Below are 15468 nucleotides of genomic sequence, written 5' to 3' on the forward strand. Positions count from 1 at the left end.
GAGGTCGGCCGTCTGGCCGGTCAACTCAGCGTCGACCTTCGTTCAACTGGGGCTTCAGGATGGCCCCGAAGATCCAGTTGATGATGCCCAGCACGAGGGCACCGAGCACGCCCCACCAGAAACCGTCGATGGTCAGCCCGAAGCCGAACCACGAGGTGACGCCGGCGGTGATGAGCAGCAGGATGCCGTTCACGATGAAGGAGATGAGCCCGAGCGTGAGGATGTAGAGGGGGAACGCGACGATGCGGATGAGTGTGCCGATGATCGCGTTGACGATTCCGAACACCAGCCCGACCACCAGATAGGTGACGACCGTGGGCAGGATGCCGTCGTCATAGGGGGTGACGTGCACGCCGGCCACGATGAGGGTGGTGAGCCAGATCGCCACGCCGTTGATCACGATCCGTATCAAGAATTTGCCCATGGAACCCACTATCCCATCGGCCTCCCGTCGTGACAAAGCTGTTATTCGCCCGCTGGCCGTATTCCGTGCTCGGAATCTCAGCGCCGTAGAATCGCACAATGACCTCCGCCGAACGACGACCCGTCAAGTTGCGCCCGGAAATCGTCGCCCTGCCCCCCTATAAGCAGGGCAAACCGGCTCCCGTCGACGCCTACAAGTTGTCGAGCAACGAGAACCCTTACCCTCCCCTAGACGGTGTGATCGAGCAGGTCGTGCGGGCGACATCCTTCAACCGCTATCCGGATGCCACAGCGCTCGCCGTGCGTGAGGTGCTGGCCGAGCGCAACGGCGTTTCGGTCGACGAGGTGCACATCGGTGCCGGTTCGGTGTCGATCATCAGCCAGCTCATCAGCGCCGCCGCGGGAGCGGGCGACGAGGTCGTCTACCCCTGGCGCTCGTTCGAGGCCTACCCCGGTCTCGTCACGGTCGCGGGCGCGACGAGCGTGCAGGTGCCCCTGAAAGCGGATGACTCACTCGACCTCCCCGCCATGGCCGAGGCCGTGACCGAGCGCACGCGTGTCGTGATCGTCTGCTCCCCCAACAACCCGACGGGCACGGTTGTCGGGGCGGCCGAGTTCGCCGACTTCATGGAATCCATCCCTGACGATCTGCTCGTCCTCCTCGACGAGGCCTACTACGAATTCATCGACCGCGAAGACGCCGTCGACGGTCTGGCGCTCACGGGTCGCTACCCCAACCTCGTGGTGCTGCACACGTTCTCCAAGGCCTACGGTCTGGCGGGTCTGCGCATCGGCTGGGCGATCGGTCCTGTCGACATCCTCAACGCGGCCCGCGCGAGCGCCATCCCGCTGTCGGTCACCGAGCCCTCACAGGTCGCTGCCCTGGCGTCGCTCGAGCGCGACTCCGAGCTGGCCGAGCGCGTGTCGCACATCCGGGCTCGCCGCAATGTCATCCGCGACGGTTTCCTCGACCGCGGCCTGCGCGTCCCCGAGGCGCAGGGCAACTTCATCTGGCTGGGCGCGGGCGACGAGACCGACCGCGTGCAAGACGTCCTCTTCTCCCACGGCATCGTCGCGCGCGCCTTCCCCGGTTCCGGCGTGCGCATCAGCATCGGCGAGGAGGAGTCGATCGTGAGCCTGTTCCGCGCGGCCGACGAGATCGCCCAGCTGCTCCCTGCCGCACATCCCCTCTCGACGTTAGGTTAGAACGGTGACAGTACCTCTTCATGATCAGGCTTCGCCTGCCGTGCAGTTCTTGTCGACGGACGGCGTTTTCAGCGTCTCCGAGCAGAGCGAGCAGTACGCTCCCTACCTCGAGCGTCTGACCGAGGCCGACCACCGCCGGTTCTACCGCGACATGTCGGTCGTGCGGGCGTTCGACGTCGAGTCGGCCAACCTGCAGCGTCAGGGTCAGCTCGCGCTCTGGGTGCCGAGCTTCGGGCAGGAGGCTGCCCAGGTGGGTTCGGCCCACGCTGCCCGGCCGCAAGATCACCTCTTCCCCTCTTATCGCGAGCACGCCGTGGGCTTCGTCCGCGGCATCGACCTGCTCAACGTGCTGCGCCTGCTGCGTGGTGTCACGCACGGCGGCTGGGACCCGAAGGACCCGACGAACGGCAACTTCCACCTCTACACGCTCGTCATCGGCTCGCAGACGTTGCACGCCACGGGCTACGCGCTCGGTCAAAAACTCGACGGCCGCACCAACACGGGCAACCCCGAGACCGACGAGGCCACCATGGTCTACTTCGGCGACGGCGCCACGAGCCAGGGGGATGTCAGCGAGGCCCTCGTCTTCGCGTCGAGCTACCAGACCCCGCAGGTGTTCTTCCTGCAGAACAACCACTGGGCCATCTCGGTGCCCGTCACGACGCAGTCGCGCACACCGTTGCACCGCCGCGGCGACGGCTTCGGCGTGCCCAACGTGCAGGTCGACGGCAACGACGTCCTCGCGAGCTTCGCGGTCACGGCCAAGCACCTCGACGACGCGCGCTCCGGTCAGGGCCCGCAACTCATCGAGGCGCTCACCTACCGCATCGGCGCGCACACCACGAGCGACGACCCCACCAAGTACCGCACGCAGGAAGAGCTCGACTCGTGGGTGGCCAAAGATCCCATCGCGCGCTTCGAGGCCTACCTGCGCTCGCAGAATGCCCCGCAGTCCTTCTTCGACGACGTGGATGCCGAAGCCAAAGACTTCGCGTCCGACATCCGTCGCCGCACCCTGGCCCTCGAGACGCCCGACATGAGCCTCATGTTCGACCACGTCTACTCCGAGCCGCACCCGCTCCTCGAGGAGCAGAAGGCGTGGCTCACCCAGTACGAGAACTCGATGAACGGCGGGGAGTCCGCATGAGCGACACGATGACCAATACTCAGGCCACCGGCGGCGGTGGAGCCGAGGCCCCGCGCGGCGTCGAGAACCTGCCCATGGTGAAGGCCCTCAACGCCGGGCTGCGCCAGGCCATGCTCGACGACCCGCGCGTGCTCATGATGGGTGAAGACATCGGTCGCCTCGGCGGCGTCTTCCGCGTGACCGAGGGCTTGCAGCCCGAGTTCGGCACCGACCGCGTGCTCGATACGCCGCTCGCCGAGTCGGGCATCATCGGCACGGCCATCGGCCTCGCCATGCACGGTTTCCGCCCGGTGTGCGAGATCCAGTTCGACGGCTTCATCTACCCGGGTTTCGACCAGATCACATCGCAGCTGGCGAAGCTCACCAACCGGCACGAGGGTCAGCTCAGCATGCCCCTCGTTATCCGGGTTCCTTACGGCGGGCACATCGGTGCGGTCGAGCACCACCAGGAGAGTCCCGAGGCCTACTTCGCGCACACGCCGGGCCTCCGCGCGGTCAGCCCGTCGACGCCCAATGACGCCTACTGGATGATTCAAGAGGCCATCGCCTCCAACGACCCCGTCATGTTCTTCGAGCCCAAGAGCCGTTACTGGCCGAAGGGTGAGGTCGACTTCTCGTCCTCGGCCGTTCCGCTACACGCGTCGCGGGTCGTGCGCACGGGCACCGATGTCACGCTCGTCGGCCACGGCGCCATGGTCACGGTGCTGTTGCAGGCCGCCGAGCTCGCGGCGGCCGAGGGCACCTCGGTCGAGGTCGTCGATCTGCGCTCCCTCTCCCCCGTCGACTACGGTCCCGTCGTCGAGAGCGTGCGCAAGACCGGCCGCGCCGTCGTCGCGCAGGAGGCCTCCGGTTTCGCGTCGATCGGCTCCGAGATCGCGGCCACCATCACCGAGCGTGCGTTCTATTCGCTCGAGGCTCCCGTCCTGCGGGTCTCCGGCTTCGACACGCCGTTCCCGCCCGCCAAACTCGAGGGTTTGTTCCTGCCCGACGCCGACCGCATCCTCGAGGCCGTCGATCGGTCGCTGGCCTACTAGCCGGCACGCCAACACCCAGCCAGCCTCGCGCCGGCGATCCCCGCTTCACCCGCACCGCCCCGAGCGGCACCGCACGCACCGAATGGACTAACTCATGAGCGAGATGCGCTTTCCTCTTCCCGACGTGGGCGAGGGTCTGACCGAGGCCGAGATCGTGTCGTGGAAGGTCGCGCCCGGCGATCACGTGGCGCTCAACCAGGTGCTGGTCGAGATCGAGACGGCCAAATCGCTCGTCGAGCTGCCGTCGCCGTTCGTCGGAACGGTCGGCGAGATCCTCGTCGACGAGGGCACGACGGTCGACGTGGGCACCCACATCGTCACCATCCAGTCGGGCGAGCCGGCGGATGCCGCGGCCACGCCTTCCGCGTCCGGCCCCGCTTCCTCTGCCACCGCCCCCTCCGACGGTTCGGGCAGCGACAGCTCCTCCGCGGGCGACGCCGGTGTCGGCGACATCCCGTCGGCTGCAGCGGCCGCCGGCCCGGCCGAGAGCGCCCAGTTCCGCATGGCGGGCACGGCCGACGTCCCGGCCACGCTGGCGCAGGCCGAAGCGCAGGCCGAAGCCTCAGCGTCGGCCCAGCAGTCCGTCTCCGACACGCGCGACTCCATCGCCTCCGAGGAGCCCAAACAGGGCAGCGTCCTGGTCGGCTACGGCACGGGCGGCCAGGTCTCCAGCCGCCGCACGGCCACCTCGCGTCAGAACCTCCGCCCCACTCCCCCGGCTTCGGTGCTGGCATCGGTGCCGGCCGCGGCCGCCGTTCCCATCATCGTCAAGCCGCCCATCCGCAAGCTCGCCAAGGATCTCGGCGTCGCACTCGACACCCTCGAGGGCACGGGTCTCGCGGGCGAGATCACGCGCGACGACGTCGTGCGTGCCGCCAGCCAGCCGAAGGTCTTCCGCAACATCGAGACGCCCGAGTGGGCGCCCGAGCGCGAGGAACGCATCCCCGTGAAGGGTGTGCGCAAGGCCATCGCCAACGCCATGGTGCAGTCGGCCTACACGGCTCCGCACGTGAGCCTGTTCGTGGATGTCGATGCCACCCGCACCATGGAATTCGTGAAGCGGCTGAAGGCATCCACCGACTTCGCGGGCGTCAAGGTCTCGCCGTTGCTCATCATGGCCAAGGCCATGATCTGGGCCGTGCGCCGCAACCCCATGGTCAACGCGGCATGGACCGACGAAGAAATCATCGTGCGCCACTTCGTCAACCTCGGCGTCGCCGCGGCCACCCCGCGCGGCCTCATCGTGCCGAACGTGAAAGACGCTCAGGCGATGACGTTGCTCGAACTGGCCCGCGCCCTCGAGCAGCTCACCCTCACGGCGCGCGACGGCAAGACGCAGCCCTCCGATATGCAGCAGGGCACGATCACGATCACCAACATCGGTGTCTTCGGCATGGACACGGGCACGCCCATCCTGAACCCGGGCGAGGTGGCCATCGTCGCGCTCGGCACGATCAAGCAGAAGCCGTGGGTCGTGGATGGCGAGGTGCGCCCCCGTTTCGTCACGACCCTGGGCGCCTCGTTCGACCACCGTGTCGTCGACGGCGACGTGGCGAGCCGCTTCCTGGCCGACGTCGCGGCGATCATCGAAGAACCGGCGCTCCTCCTCGACTGAGGCCCGACGTCCGCGCTCGGGAGCGCCCTGAAGATAACGGTAGGGCAACAATGACGTTGCGCTGATCAGCACGCATTTCGAGGGTTGATCGAGCCCCGCTCGCCGCGACATCCGACCGTTATCGATGTCCCCCGAATAGGCGACACCACCGCCCGTCGTTAGGCTGGACGACGGTCATGACGACCACACACCCAGTCCGCGACCGGGGTGCAGGGCCTTCGGGTCCACGCGCCACGGTCGTATGGTCCAGGGCGTTCTGGCCGGCTCCGAAGCAGCCAGACCGCGAACCCGTATCGCCGCGCCGAGTCCGTTCCGCAACGACTCGTGCGCCGCTTGATGTGGCGGGTTCCGACGCGCGCCCCGAGACCCGGCCGTGAGAAACGAAATGCGTTGCCCGCGCCCGGCGTCGGTAACGCGCTGGAGTACACGTGTCAGAAATGGTTGCCGTCAGCGCACGGAATCTATTCAAGGTATTCGGTCGAAAACCGCGGGAGGTGGTGAAGCGTCTCGCAGCGGGTAGCGCGCGCGACGAGCTCACCGGCCTCGGTACAGCCGCGGTCATCGACGCCTCGTTCGAGGTGAAGCAGGGCGAGATCTTCGTCGTCATGGGGTTGAGCGGTTCGGGTAAGTCCACGCTCATCCGCATGTTGAACGGTCTGCTCGAGCCCACCTCGGGGACGGTCGAGGTCATGGGTTCGCCCATCTCGGGCATCCCGGACGCCCAGTTGCGCGAGGTGCGCAAGAAGAACGTCTCGATGGTCTTCCAGCACTTCGCGCTCCTCCCTCATCGCAGTGTGCGCGACAACGTCGCCTACGGCCTCGAGATCCAGGGCATGCCCCTGGCCGAGCGCCGCGAACGGGCCGAGCGCATCATCCAGCGCGTGGGCCTCGAGGGTTGGGCCGACAAGCTCCCCGCGCAGCTGTCGGGTGGTATGCAGCAGCGCGTCGGTCTGGCCCGCGCGCTCGCCGCCGACACCGACGTCCTGCTCATGGACGAGGCGTTCTCGGCTCTCGACCCGCTCATCCGGCGCGAGATGCAGGAGCAGCTCGTCGAACTGCAGGCCGAGCTCGGCAAGACCATCATCTTCATCACACACGATCTCAACGAGGCCATGTTCCTCGGCGATCGCATCGCCGTGATGCGCGACGGCCGCATCGTGCAGGTCGGCACGCCCAACGACATCCTCACCGACCCGGCCAATGACTATGTGGCGCAGTTCGTCCAGGATGTCGACCGCGCCCGTGTGCTCACCGCCGCGGGTGTCATGGAGCCCGCCCGCTCGGTCGTCTCGGTGGCCGCCGGCCCGCGCGCCGCCCTCCGTGCCATGCGCGACCTGCAGACCTCCGCAGCATTCGTCGTCGGCCCGGGTCGACGCCTCCTCGGCGTGGTCCGCGACAAGGACGTGCTGCGTCTGGTCAAGGCCAACGAAACCGACCTCAGCACGGTCATCCGCAACGACGCCGCAACGGTCACGGGTGACGTCCACCTGACCGACCTGTTCGAGAGCGCCGTCGAGAGCCCGCTGCCCGTCGCCGTGCTCGACGCCGAGAACCGCCTGCTCGGCGCCATCCCCCGCGTCACCCTGCTCGCCGCCCTCGGAAACGTGCCGACCACCACGTCCGAGCTCGACACCATCGACCCGGCCCCCAGCGTCTCGGTCGAGACCATCACCGAGACCTTGCGCGTCACGGCCCCGAACAGCAGCACAGAAGGGACCCTCGTATGAACGAGTTCCGCATTCCCCTCGGCGAGTGGGCCGAAAACGTCGTCGATTTCATCACGGATGTCTTCGGCGGCTTCTTCGCGGTCCTGCGAGCCATCTTCGCCGCCCTCTACGAAGCGGTCGACCTGGTGCTCGCCGCTCCCCCGTTCTGGGCCGTCATCGTCGTCGCCGTCGCGCTGGCGTTCTTCGTCCGCGGCTGGAAGTTCGCGCTCGGCTCGGCCGTCGGATTCCTCCTGATCGTGGGCGTCGACCAGTGGGACAACGCCATGGATACCTTGGCGCTCGTCCTCGTGGCTAGCGCCATCGCCATCGCGATCAGCGTCCCGGTCGGCATCCTGGCGGCGCGTTCCGATACGGCGTCCAAGATCATCAAGCCGATCCTCGACTTCATGCAGACCATGCCGGCCTTCGTCTACCTGATCCCCGCGCTCATCCTGTTCCGCGTGGGCGTCGTGCCCGGCATCGTCGCCACCATCATCTTCGCGATGGCTCCCGGCGTGCGGCTCACCGAGCTCGGCATCCGCGGTGTCGACAAAGAGGTCGTCGAGGCCGGTCAGGCGTTCGGGGCCTCCCCGGGTCGCATCCTCCGCCAGATCCAGTTGCCGCTCGCCATGCCCAGCATCTCGGCGGGCATCAACCAGGTCATCATGCTGTCGCTCTCGATGGTCGTCATCGCGGGTCTCGTCGGCGCCGGCGGTCTGGGCGCCGAGGTGGTCGCGAGCCTCGGCCGCGTCGACGTCGGTCTCGGTTTCGAGGCGGGTCTCGCGGTCGTCATCCTCGCCATCTTCCTCGACCGCCTCACGGCCTCCTTCGGCACGCGCCGCGCTCGCCGTCCCTCGCGCACCGAACGCGCAGCGGATGCCGCAGCTCCCGTCCCCTCGAACGCCCCTCTCCCCCCGGCCCCCGTCTCCGACGCCCGCGCTGCGACCACGTCTGCGGACGCCGCCGCACCGGCACCCGCGTCCCGGTGACGTCCGCCGCGAGGGTCTCGTCCTCTGCGCGGGCGTCCCGGTGACGCTTCTCGCACCGCGCTGACCCCGCCGCGCCCCATACCCCCACCCCCGTCTTCTCTGACGGGACGAAAGGAAACAATGAAGAACCGCACCACAGCAACCCTCGCCACGATCGCGCTCGCCGGAATGGTCGGCCTCGTCGGATGTTCGTCCGGAACCGCCGAAACCCTCGACAACGGCGACCAGAAGGATGTCACGATCGCCGTCTTCCAGGGCTGGGACGAAGGCGTGGCCGCCAGCTACCTCTGGAAAGCCGTCCTCGAGGAGAAGGGCTACGACGTCGAACTCGAAGATGCCGACGTCGCCCCCGTCTATGAGGGACTCTCCTCGGGCGACTACGACCTCGTCCTCGACACGTGGCTCCCCCAGACCCACAAGACCTACATGGACCGCTACGGCAAGGATGTCACCGACCTCGGTGCCTGGAACGACGACGCCAAGCTCACCATCGCCGTGAACGAGGACGCCCCCATCGACTCCCTCGACGAACTGGCCGCCAACGCAGACCTCTTCGACAACCGCCTCATCGGTATCGAACCGGGCGCCGGTCTCACCGAGGCCACGCAGGAGAAGGTCATCCCCGGCTACGGTCTGGAAGACATGGAGTACCTCACGTCGTCGACCGCCGCGATGCTCTCTGAACTGAAGTCCCGCACGGATGCCGGCGAGAACGTCGTCGTCACCCTTTGGACTCCGCACTGGGCCTACGACGCCTTCCCCCTCAAGGACCTCGCCGACCCGAAGGGCACCCTGGGGGATGCCGAGAGCATCCACTCGGTATCCAGCAAGCAGTTCGGCGACAAGTTCCCCACGCTCGAGGGATGGATCAAGAACTTCACCATGGACAGCGACCAGCTGTACTCCCTGGAGAACGCCATGTTCAACGAGAACTCCAGCGACGACTACGAGCCCATCGTGGCGAAGTGGATCGAGGACAACCGCGACTACGTGGATTCCCTGACGAAGTAGTAGCGCAGACGTAACACCCCCAGGGTTCACTACCCGCTTGAAAGGCCGTACTCACTGAGTGCGGCCTTTCTCGTTCCCCAGAGCGGCAGTGTTGCACGTGGCATCCCCGCCATTCCGCGGATACACGGGGCAGGCGGGGCATCCCGAAAATTCTTCAGAAGTTTTTCCAGAATCACTTTTCCCCGGTAAACAAACGATTCCTGCCCCCATCGCGCCCGTCGGAAAGGCCCGTGCGACAGAAATCGCTTTTGCGGTCTCCGAATCTGTCGTACAGTAGACAAGTTGCCGGGGACGGAAGCCGAAAGGCCCAGAACCGAAGTCAACCAAAACCCCCGCTGAGAAGCACAAAATCCGATTACGGATCATCGTGTCAGCGTGGAAAACCCACACAACGAAATCTTCGATGTGAATCAGTCTGCCTGAAAATGACAAACCGGTTCGATTTGACAAGACTTCGAGATGTGGTAGGTTAGAGAAGTTGCCCTGATGAACAGCCTTCGGGTGGGTTTGTGAGGTGCGTCTGATCTTTGAGAACTCAACAGCGTGCACAATGTCAAATGCCAAATAACCTCGGCATCCATTTTTTGGGTGTTTGAGATTTCTTTGAGATTGAAAATGAATGTCAGTTGATATTCGGATTTGGTCAGATTGAACTCGTGTGGATTGTTCGCCTATTCCGGTGGCTTTTCACACATCTGAATGTGCCGTCGCTCTTCGGGGTGGCTGGCAGATAAACATTTATGGAGAGTTTGATCCTGGCTCAGGACGAACGCTGGCGGCGTGCTTAACACATGCAAGTCGAACGATGAAGCCCAGCTTGCTGGGTGGATTAGTGGCGAACGGGTGAGTAACACGTGAGTAACCTGCCCTTGACTCTGGGATAAGCGCTGGAAACGGCGTCTAATACCGGATATGACAACCGACGGCATCGTCTGGTTGTGGAAAGAATTTTGGTCAAGGATGGACTCGCGGCCTATCAGCTTGTTGGTGAGGTAATGGCTCACCAAGGCGACGACGGGTAGCCGGCCTGAGAGGGTGACCGGCCACACTGGGACTGAGACACGGCCCAGACTCCTACGGGAGGCAGCAGTGGGGAATATTGCACAATGGGCGAAAGCCTGATGCAGCAACGCCGCGTGAGGGACGACGGCCTTCGGGTTGTAAACCTCTTTTAGCAGGGAAGAAGCGAAAGTGACGGTACCTGCAGAAAAAGCACCGGCTAACTACGTGCCAGCAGCCGCGGTAATACGTAGGGTGCAAGCGTTGTCCGGAATTATTGGGCGTAAAGAGCTCGTAGGCGGTTTGTCGCGTCTGCTGTGAAATCCCGAGGCTCAACCTCGGGTCTGCAGTGGGTACGGGCAGACTAGAGTGCGGTAGGGGAGATTGGAATTCCTGGTGTAGCGGTGGAATGCGCAGATATCAGGAGGAACACCGATGGCGAAGGCAGATCTCTGGGCCGTAACTGACGCTGAGGAGCGAAAGGGTGGGGAGCAAACAGGCTTAGATACCCTGGTAGTCCACCCCGTAAACGTTGGGAACTAGATGTGGGGACCATTCCACGGTCTCCGTGTCGCAGCTAACGCATTAAGTTCCCCGCCTGGGGAGTACGGCCGCAAGGCTAAAACTCAAAGGAATTGACGGGGGCCCGCACAAGCGGCGGAGCATGCGGATTAATTCGATGCAACGCGAAGAACCTTACCAAGGCTTGACATATACGAGAACGGGCCAGAAATGGTCAACTCTTTGGACACTCGTATACAGGTGGTGCATGGTTGTCGTCAGCTCGTGTCGTGAGATGTTGGGTTAAGTCCCGCAACGAGCGCAACCCTCGTTCTATGTTGCCAGCACGTAATGGTGGGAACTCATGGGATACTGCCGGGGTCAACTCGGAGGAAGGTGGGGACGACGTCAAATCATCATGCCCCTTATGTCTTGGGCTTCACGCATGCTACAATGGCCGATACAAAGGGCTGCAATACCGCAAGGTGGAGCGAATCCCAAAAAGTCGGTCCCAGTTCGGATTGAGGTCTGCAACTCGACCTCATGAAGTCGGAGTCGCTAGTAATCGCAGATCAGCAACGCTGCGGTGAATACGTTCCCGGGCCTTGTACACACCGCCCGTCAAGTCATGAAAGTCGGTAACACCCGAAGCCAGTGGCCTAACCCTTGTGGAAGGAGCTGTCTAAGGTGGGATCGGTAATTAGGACTAAGTCGTAACAAGGTAGCCGTACCGGAAGGTGCGGCTGGATCACCTCCTTTCTAAGGAGCATATGGCGCCTCTTCGTTGAGGTGTCCAGAGCCGCGATCGAGACGAATGTTCTCGCGTGGTGCTCATGGGTGGAACATTGACATTGACATCATCGTGAACGTGTTTACGGCGAGTACGTCTTCTTCGGGAGATTGGAAAGCTGTGGCAGGGGAGTGGTGGTGTATGCACGCTGTTGGGTCCTGAGGGACCAGAAACGTGAAGGCCTCCTATTGAGGGGGATTTGCGGGACTGACTCTTACGGACCTTTTTGGTCTGGGACCTGGGTTGATCGGCATTACTGGCCGGTTGGGCAGGTACCGCCCGTACTTTGAGAACTACACAGTGGACGCGAGCATCTTAGATGCGGAACTTTATGTTCCGTGTCTTGATAAACACAATGATTTATCCAACACTTCGGTGTTGGTGATCCATTGGTCAATTTCTTACGAGAAATTCGATTCGAACTCATGTGATTTCAAGTTTCTAAGAGCAAACGGTGGATGCCTTGGCATCTGGAGCCGAAGAAGGACGTAGTAATCTGCGATAAGCCTCGGGAAGCTGATAAACGAGCTGTGATCCGAGGATTTCCGAATGGGGAAACCCCGCCAGGCCCTTTGGGTGACCTGGTGACTCCCGCCTGAATATATAGGGCGGGTAGAGGGAACGGGGGGAAGTGAAACATCTCAGTACCCTCAGGAAGAGAAAGCAAAAGCGATTCCGTGAGTAGTGGCGAGCGAAACCGGAACAGGCTAAACCGATTATGTGTGATATCCGGCAGGAGTTGCATGGTCGGGGTTGTGGGACTTTTCTTTTCTGTCTGCCGATGGAGAAGGGTTAGAGCGCTGTATAGACGAATGATTTTGAATGATCAGTCAGAGAGGGTGCGAACCCCGTAGTCGAAATGCAGTTATCGCCCGAAGAGTATCCCAAGTAGCACGGGGCCCGAGAAATCCCGTGTGAATCTGTCAGGACCACCTGATAAGCCTAAATACTCCCAGATGACCGATAGTGAACAAGTACCGTGAGGGAAAGGTGAAAAGTACCCCGGGAGGGGAGTGAAATAGTACCTGAAACCGTTTGCTTACAAACCGTTGGAGCCTCCTTGTAGGGGTGACAGCGTGCCTTTTGAAGAATGAGCCTGCGAGTTAGCGATATGTGGCGAGGTTAACCCGTGTGGGGTAGCCGTAGCGAAAGCGAGTCTGAATAGGGCGATTCAGTCGCATGTCCTAGACCCGAAGCGAAGTGATCTATCCATGGCCAGGTTGAAGCGACGGTAAGACGTCGTGGAGGACCGAACCCACTTCAGTTGAAAATGGAGGGGATGAGCTGTGGATAGGGGTGAAAGGCCAATCAAACTTCGTGATAGCTGGTTCTCTCCGAAATGCATTTAGGTGCAGCGTTGCGTGTTTCTTGCCGGAGGTAGAGCTACTGGATGGCCGATGGGGCCCAAAAGCTTACTGACGTCAGCCAAACTCCGAATGCCGGTAAGTGAGAGCGCAGCAGTGAGACTGTGGGGGATAAGCTTCATAGTCGAGAGGGAAACAACCCAGACCACCAACTAAGGTCCCAAAGCGCGTGCTAAGTGGGAAAGGATGTGGAGTTGCACAGACAACCAGGAGGTTGGCTTAGAAGCAGCCACCCTTGAAAGAGTGCGTAATAGCTCACTGGTCAAGTGATTCCGCGCCGACAATGTAACGGGGCTCAAGCACGCCACCGAAGTTGTGGCATTTATATTTTAGCCCGGCCCACTTGTGGGTCCAGGCGTATGGATGGGTAGGAGAGCGTCGTGTGGCGAGTGAAGCGGCGGTGTGAACCAGCCGTGGACGCCACACGAGTGAGAATGCAGGCATGAGTAGCGAAAGACGGGTGAGAAACCCGTCCTCCGAAAGACCAAGGGTTCCAGGGCCAGGCTAATCCGCCCTGGGTAAGTCGGGACCTAAGGCGAGGCCGACAGGCGTAGTCGATGGACAACGGGTTGATATTCCCGTACCGGCGAAGAACCGCCCAAACTAATCCAGTGATGCTAAGAGTCTGAATCCTTGTCACTGATCCCTTCGGGGTGACGGTCAAGGCCTAGCGCTCGACCCTATGCTGGTGCGGTTAGCGTATTAACAGGTGTGACGCAGGAAGGTAGTCGGTCCTAGGCGATGGTTGTCCTAGGCCAAGGTTGTAGGCCGAGAGATAGGCAAATCCGTCTCTCATGAAGGCTGAGAACTTAAGGGGAGCCCGTAAGGGCATGATCCGATGATCCTATGCTGCCAAGAAAAGCATCGACGCGAGGTTCTAGCTGCCCGTACCCCAAACCGACTCAGGTGGTCAGGTAGAGAATACTAAGGAGATCGAGAGAATCGTGGTTAAGGAACTCGGCAAAATGCCCCCGTAACTTCGGGAGAAGGGGGGCCTAAGGCGTGAATGGACTTGCTCCAGTAAGCGCTGCAGGGCCGCAGAGACCAGTGGGAAGCGACTGTTTACTAAAAACACAGGTCCGTGCTAAGTCGCAAGACGATGTATACGGACTGACGCCTGCCCGGTGCTGGAAGGTTAAGAGGAACGGTTAGCCGTAAGGCGAAGCTGAGAATTTAAGCCCCAGTAAACGGCGGTGGTAACTATAACCATCCTAAGGTAGCGAAATTCCTTGTCGGGTAAGTTCCGACCTGCACGAATGGCGTAACGACTTCCCAGCTGTCTCAACCGCGAACTCGGCGAAATTGCACTACGAGTAAAGATGCTCGTTACGCGCAGCAGGACGGAAAGACCCCGTGACCTTTACTACAGCTTGGTATTGGTGTTCGGTGTGGCTTGTGTAGGATAGGTGGGAGACTGTGAAGCGGGCACGCTAGTGTTCGTGGAGTCATCGTTGAAATACCACTCTGGTCACTCTGGATATCTAACTTCGAACCGTAATCCGGTTCAGGGACAGTGCCTGGTGGGTAGTTTAACTGGGGCGGTTGCCTCCCAAAAAGTAACGGAGGCGCCCAAAGGTTCCCTCAACCTGGTTGGCAATCAGGTGGCGAGTGTAAGTGCACAAGGGAGCTTGACTGTGAGACTGACAAGTCGAGCAGGGACGAAAGTCGGGACTAGTGATCCGGCAGTGGCTTGTGGAAGCGCTGTCGCTCAACGGATAAAAGGTACCTCGGGGATAACAGGCTGATCTTGCCCAAGAGTCCATATCGACGGCATGGTTTGGCACCTCGATGTCGGCTCGTCGCATCCTGGGGCTGGAGTAGGTCCCAAGGGTTGGGCTGTTCGCCCATTAAAGCGGTACGCGAGCTGGGTTTAGAACGTCGTGAGACAGTTCGGTCCCTATCCGCTGCGCGCGCAGGAAATTTGAGAGGATCTGACCCTAGTACGAGAGGACCGGGTTGGACGAACCTCTGGTGTGTCAGTTGTTCCGCCAGGAGCACCGCTGATTAGCTACGTTCGGGATGGATAACCGCTGAAAGCATCTAAGCGGGAAGCCGGCCTCAAGATGAGATTTCCATGCCTTCGGGCGAGAGGCTCCCAGCCAGACGACTGGGTTGATAGGCCGGATGTGGAAGAGAGGACTAAAGACTCTCGGAGCTGACCGGTACTAATAAGCCGATAACTTGATAATCACCCACCCCCTTTGAGGGGTGAAGCATGAAATTCGTATCGAATGACATGATGCTACGCGTCCACTCTGTGGTTCTCGATGTACGGTCGAGAACAAAGCAACACAACATAACTGAACAGCTACACCCGTTCAGAACCCCACAACACCCGTGTTGTGGCAGGTTCACGGGTGAAGTCTTCGGAACATGAACTGATCGTATGATCCCTAATGTTTCGGCGGCCATAGCGAGAGGGAAACGCCCGGTCACATTCCGAACCCGGAAGCTAAGACTCTCAGCGCCGATGGTACTGCAGGGGGGACCCTGTGGGAGAGTAGGACACCGCCGGACTTAACATTGAAAATGGCCACCCAACGTTTGGGTGGCCATTTTCGCTTTAACACCACCAGATAAGGTCGCCGAAAGGCGGCCTTATCGTCGTTAACGAGCTCGAGCCGCCTCTGGCCCGCCGTATGGCCAGCGATTTTGATTACGGTTATCAATAAGGTAGCGTTTT

8 protein-coding genes and 3 rRNA genes are annotated in these 15468 nt (G+C 61.9%); 10 read left to right on the forward strand and 1 reads right to left on the reverse strand.

Annotated features, from left to right (window positions below; all coding sequences use genetic code 11):
- Positions 1-25: 25 nt before the first annotated feature.
- Positions 26-424 carry a phage holin family protein gene (locus tag ALI44B_RS10625; RefSeq protein ID WP_077055531.1) on the reverse strand — a complete coding sequence of 133 codons (399 nt, stop codon included), beginning with the start codon at positions 422-424 and terminating at the stop codon, positions 26-28.
- Positions 425-522: 98 nt separating this feature from the next.
- Here ALI44B_RS10625 and ALI44B_RS10630 point away from each other — a divergent pair, with 98 nt between their 5' ends.
- The 10 genes from ALI44B_RS10630 (at position 523) to rrf (ending at position 15302) form a co-directional block, all read left to right on the forward strand.
- Positions 523-1629, forward strand: a complete 1107-nt coding sequence (locus tag ALI44B_RS10630) for a histidinol-phosphate transaminase (RefSeq protein WP_077054650.1) — start codon at positions 523-525, stop codon at positions 1627-1629.
- Between the two features lie 4 nt (positions 1630-1633).
- Positions 1634-2776 (forward strand): thiamine pyrophosphate-dependent dehydrogenase E1 component subunit alpha, encoded by a 1143-nt coding sequence (locus ALI44B_RS10635; protein WP_077054651.1) that lies wholly within the window; start codon positions 1634-1636, stop codon positions 2774-2776.
- A gap of 74 nt (positions 2777-2850) precedes the next feature.
- Entirely contained in the window at positions 2851-3810 is a 960-nt protein-coding gene (locus ALI44B_RS10640; RefSeq protein ID WP_407668746.1) for an alpha-ketoacid dehydrogenase subunit beta, read from the forward strand.
- Positions 3811-3904: 94 nt separating this feature from the next.
- Positions 3905-5425 (forward strand): dihydrolipoamide acetyltransferase family protein, encoded by a 1521-nt coding sequence (locus tag ALI44B_RS10645; protein ID WP_077054652.1) that lies wholly within the window; start codon positions 3905-3907, stop codon positions 5423-5425.
- Between the two features lie 437 nt (positions 5426-5862).
- Entirely contained in the window at positions 5863-7152 is a 1290-nt protein-coding gene (locus ALI44B_RS10650; RefSeq protein ID WP_083709879.1) for a quaternary amine ABC transporter ATP-binding protein, read from the forward strand.
- Positions 7149-8120: an ABC transporter permease gene (locus ALI44B_RS10655; RefSeq protein ID WP_083709881.1), complete on the forward strand. Its 972-nt coding sequence runs from the start codon at positions 7149-7151 to the stop codon at positions 8118-8120. Before ALI44B_RS10650 ends, ALI44B_RS10655 begins: the two co-directional genes overlap by 4 nt.
- A 120-nt stretch (positions 8121-8240) precedes the next feature.
- Positions 8241-9131, forward strand: coding sequence for a glycine betaine ABC transporter substrate-binding protein (locus tag ALI44B_RS10660; protein ID WP_077054654.1), 891 nt, complete (start codon positions 8241-8243; stop codon positions 9129-9131).
- Positions 9132-9868: 737 nt separating this feature from the next.
- A 16S ribosomal RNA gene (locus tag ALI44B_RS10665) occupies positions 9869-11390 on the forward strand.
- 462 nt (positions 11391-11852) lie between these two features.
- A 23S ribosomal RNA gene (locus ALI44B_RS10670) occupies positions 11853-14974 on the forward strand.
- Between the two features lie 211 nt (positions 14975-15185).
- A 5S ribosomal RNA gene (gene rrf, locus ALI44B_RS10675) occupies positions 15186-15302 on the forward strand.
- The 16S, 23S and 5S rRNA genes sit together here, the layout of an rRNA operon.
- Positions 15303-15468: the final 166 nt, after the last annotated feature.

It is taken from the genome of Leifsonia sp. ALI-44-B (assembly GCF_001984125.1).
Taxonomy (GTDB): Bacteria; Actinomycetota; Actinomycetes; order Actinomycetales; family Microbacteriaceae; genus Okibacterium.

Excerpts from the sequence above, each read along its gene's own strand:
- ALI44B_RS10625 (WP_077055531.1), bottom strand. The coding sequence starts at position 424 with ATGGGCAAATTCTTGATACGGATCGTGATCAACGGCGTGGCGATCTGG.
- ALI44B_RS10630 (WP_077054650.1), top strand. The coding sequence starts at position 523 with ATGACCTCCGCCGAACGACGACCCGTCAAGTTGCGCCCGGAAATCGTC.
- ALI44B_RS10640 (WP_407668746.1), top strand. The coding sequence starts at position 2,851 with ATGGTGAAGGCCCTCAACGCCGGGCTGCGCCAGGCCATGCTCGACGAC.
- ALI44B_RS10645 (WP_077054652.1), top strand. The coding sequence starts at position 3,905 with ATGAGCGAGATGCGCTTTCCTCTTCCCGACGTGGGCGAGGGTCTGACC.
- ALI44B_RS10650 (WP_083709879.1), top strand. The coding sequence starts at position 5,863 with ATGGTTGCCGTCAGCGCACGGAATCTATTCAAGGTATTCGGTCGAAAA.
- ALI44B_RS10655 (WP_083709881.1), top strand. The coding sequence starts at position 7,149 with ATGAACGAGTTCCGCATTCCCCTCGGCGAGTGGGCCGAAAACGTCGTC.
- ALI44B_RS10660 (WP_077054654.1), top strand. The coding sequence starts at position 8,241 with ATGAAGAACCGCACCACAGCAACCCTCGCCACGATCGCGCTCGCCGGA.